Origin of the sequence: Streptomyces sp. (assembly GCF_035563135.1) — a bacterium.
In the GTDB taxonomy this organism is placed as follows: Bacteria; Actinomycetota; Actinomycetes; order Streptomycetales; family Streptomycetaceae; genus Streptomyces.
This window is the reverse complement of record NZ_DATMVN010000754.1, coordinates 1-3,397: the sequence shown is the minus strand read 5'-3', so window position 1 is coordinate 3,397 and position 3,397 is coordinate 1. Positions and strand designations below refer to the sequence as shown.

Here is a 3,397-nt window from a genome sequence, read left to right as displayed (position 1 = left end):
GGTGGTCGAGACCGAGCGGGTCGCGGGCGCCGGGCAGCTCCGGGTAGGACGGCGGCTCACCTGGGTACGGCGGCACGGGCAGGGGCGCGGGCAGCGGCGGCAGGAAGCGGTCGGCCAGGGCGTCGAGGGCCGCGACCGAGGGTATGGCGGGCGTCTCGGGGCGCTCGCGTGCGGAGTGCTCGGCGTTGCGGCGCCCCAGCTCGTCGAGGAGTTCCCGCTCGCCCCGGCCGCGCATCAGCAGCAGGACGAACGGGTCGCTGTCCAGGAGCCGTGCCGTCTGGAAGCAGAGCGCCGCCACATGCTTGCAGGGCCATCCCCGGTCCGGGCAAGAGCAGTCGGGGTCCAGATCACCGGCGGCGGGCAGCAGACGGATGCCGGCCTCCCCCGCCGTGTCGACCAGGGAGTGCGGCATCTCCTTGTCGAGCAGCGCCGACAGGTGCCCCGGCCGGGCCGCGACGGCGTCCAGGAACAGGTCCCAGTCGGACGCCGCCAGCGTGCGCAGGCGCAGCTCCGCGCGGTAGGGGCGGGGGCGGCTGCCGTGGACGTAGGCGATGACCCGGCCGGGGGTGACGGTGATCGCGGCGACGTGGCCGCCGTCGGCATACGTACGGCCGCGGGCGAGGCGTCCCCCGTCCATCGACAGGGTTTCCAGCGCGTCCACCCAGGCCCGGCCCCACCAGCTGTCCGCGAAGGACCCTTCGGCGCCGGAGGCCCGGGCGGGCACCGCTTCGAAGGTGCGCCGCAGATCGTCGGGGCCCGGGCGGGCCGCAGGGCTCCCGCCGGGGCTCATGGCGTCCTCCGGAGCGAGACGAGGTCGGCCAGGTCACGGTCGCTGAGTTCGGTCAGGGCGGCCTCGCCGGAACCGAGCACCGCGTCGGCCAGGGCCCGCTTGGACTCCAGCAGCTCACTGATGCGGTCCTCCACGGTGCCCTCGGCGATCAGCCGGTGCACCTGCACGGGCTGGGTCTGGCCGATGCGGTACGCGCGGTCGGTGGCCTGCTCCTCGACCGCCGGGTTCCACCACCGGTCGTAGTGGATGACATGGGCGGCCCTGGTGAGATTCAGTCCTGTGCCCGCCGCCTTGAGGGAGAGCAGGAAGACGGGGACCTCGCCGGACTGGAAGCTGTCGACCATCCGTTCCCGCTCGGGGACCGGTGTGCCGCCGTGCAGCAGCTGGGAGGGGATCGCGCGGGAGGCGAGGTGGGCGGAGAGGAGCCGGGCCATCGACACGTACTGGGTGAAGATCAGGACGGAGCCGTCCTCGGACAGGATGGTGTCGAGGAGCTCGTCGAGCAGGGCGAGCTTGCCGGAGCGCCCCATGAGCCGGGTCGGCTCCTCCTTCAGATACTGCGCGGGGTGGTTGCAGATCTGCTTGAGCGATCCCAGCAGCTTCATGATCAGTCCGCGCCGTGCGATGCCCTCCGACTGCTCGATGAACGCCATGGTCTCGCGGACGGCCGCCTCGTAGAGCGTGGCTTGTTCCCGGGTGAGGAAGACGGGGTGGTCGGTCTCCGTCTTGGGCGGCAGCTCGGGCGCGATCCCCGGGTCGGACTTCTTGCGGCGCAGCAGGAAGGGCCGGACCAGCCGGGAGAGCCGCTCGACCGCCTCCTCGTTGCCCAGGCCTGCGGCGGTGCCGGTGTTCTCGACGGTCCTGGCGTGCCGGGAACGGAACGCCTTGAGCGGGCCGAGCAGCCCCGGGGTGGTCCAGTCGAGCAGCGCCCACAGCTCGGAGAGGTTGTTCTCGACGGGGGTGCCGGTCAGGGCCACGCGCGCCGGGGAGGGGATGGTGCGCAGCGCCCGGGCCGTCGAGGAGTGCGGATTCTTCACGTGCTGTGCCTCGTCGGCGACGACCAGTCCCCAGGTGTGTCCGGCGAGCTGCTCCGCGCCGGAGCGCATCGTGCCGTAGGTCGTGAGGACGAAGCCGCCGTCGGGGCCGCCGAGGGTGCGGTCGGTGCCGTGGAAGCGGCGCACGGGGACACCGGGTGCGAAGCGGTTGATCTCGCGGTGCCAGTTGCCGAGGAGGGACGCGGGACAGACGACCAGGGTGGGGGCCGTGCGGGCACGGTGCAGATGGAGCGCGATGACGGTGATCGTCTTGCCCAGGCCCATGTCGTCGGCGAGGCAGCCGCCCAGACCGAGCGAGGTCATGCGGTCCAGCCAGGCCAGTCCGCGGAGCTGGTAGTCGCGGAGGGTGGCGTCGAGTCCGGGCGGCGCGGGGAGGGTGGCGTCCTCGTCCAGGATGCGTGCGCGGAGCGCGGCGAGGGCTCCGGCGGGGACCGCCTCGACGTGTTCGCCGTCGACCTCGGCACTGCCGGTGAGGGCGACGGCGAGCGCCTCCACCGGGCCCAGGAGGCCGAGCTCCCGCTTGCGCGCCTTGCGGACGAGTGCGGGATCCACGACGACCCAGCGGTCGCGCAGCCGCACCACGGGCCGGTGCGCCTCGGCGAGGGTGTCCATCTCCGCCTCGGTGAGCCGGTCGTCGCCCAGCGAGAGCTGCCAGTCGAACGCGAAGAGCTGCTCGGCGTCGAAGAACGAGGTGCCGTCGGTGGCCGAGCCCGGTGCGGGCCGGACGACGGCCGCCGCGTTGAGGGAGCGGGCGAGCTCACGGGGCCAGTGGAGCGCCACCCCTGCTGCGGCGAGCCGTGCTCCGGCCTCGCCGATCAGTTCGTGGAGCTCGTCCTCGGAGACGGCGAGCACGTCGGGGACGGGCTGGTCGAGCAGTCGTTCCAGCGGCGGCCAGACGCGGGCGGCGCGGCGCAGTGCGAGCACCGCGTCGATCCGGGCTCTGGGCCCGAAGGGCTCACCGGCCCCGCCGCTCCACAGCGTGGCCGCGTCGGTGACGTACGTCGGATCGGCCAGGCTGTGCACCTGGGTGATGGCCGCGGCGGCGTGACGCGTCGCGGCCGGGCGGCCGGGCGCGTCTTCGTCCGCCGCTCCCCCGGCGGGGCCGGAGCCGGCAGTTCCCCCGGCGGGGCCTGAGGAGTCGAACAGGTCGTACGCGGAGAGGTCGAGCCGGAGCGAGACGCGCACCCCGGCGTCGAGCCCGGCGGCCACCTCGACGGCCCAGGCCCGGGCGTCCGGCAGGTGCTGTGCCTCGCGGGCGGCGAACGGCGCTCCCATGGCGTGGGCCGCGGCGGGTGTCCGGGGCAGGGCGTCGGCGACGGCGTCGAGGAAGGCACCGAGCAGCGCGCGGGGTTCGGGGACGCGCAGGGGCGTGCCGTCCAGCGGGACGGCGTGTCCCTCGGGTGGCATCGAGGCGGCGACGGCCCTCAGGTGGGCGATGTCCTCCGCGTCGCGCGGTCCGGCCCGCCAGGCGTCGTGGCCGTCGGCCGTCAGTCCGGGCAGGAGCCTGCCGCGCGCCACGAGGGTGAGGGCGTGCAGGGCGGCCGCTCCCCAG

General features: G+C 74.5%; 2 protein-coding genes. Both read right to left on the bottom strand.

Features of this window, described 5'->3' with window-relative positions; genetic code table 11:
* On the bottom strand, positions 1-790 hold a 790-nt coding region (locus VN520_RS33730; protein WP_325750755.1), incomplete at its 3' end, for an SWIM zinc finger family protein.
* A partial coding sequence (locus tag VN520_RS33725) for a DEAD/DEAH box helicase (RefSeq protein WP_325750754.1) occupies positions 787-3,397 on the bottom strand: 2,611 nt, incomplete at its 5' end. The genes VN520_RS33730 and VN520_RS33725, both read right to left, overlap by 4 nt.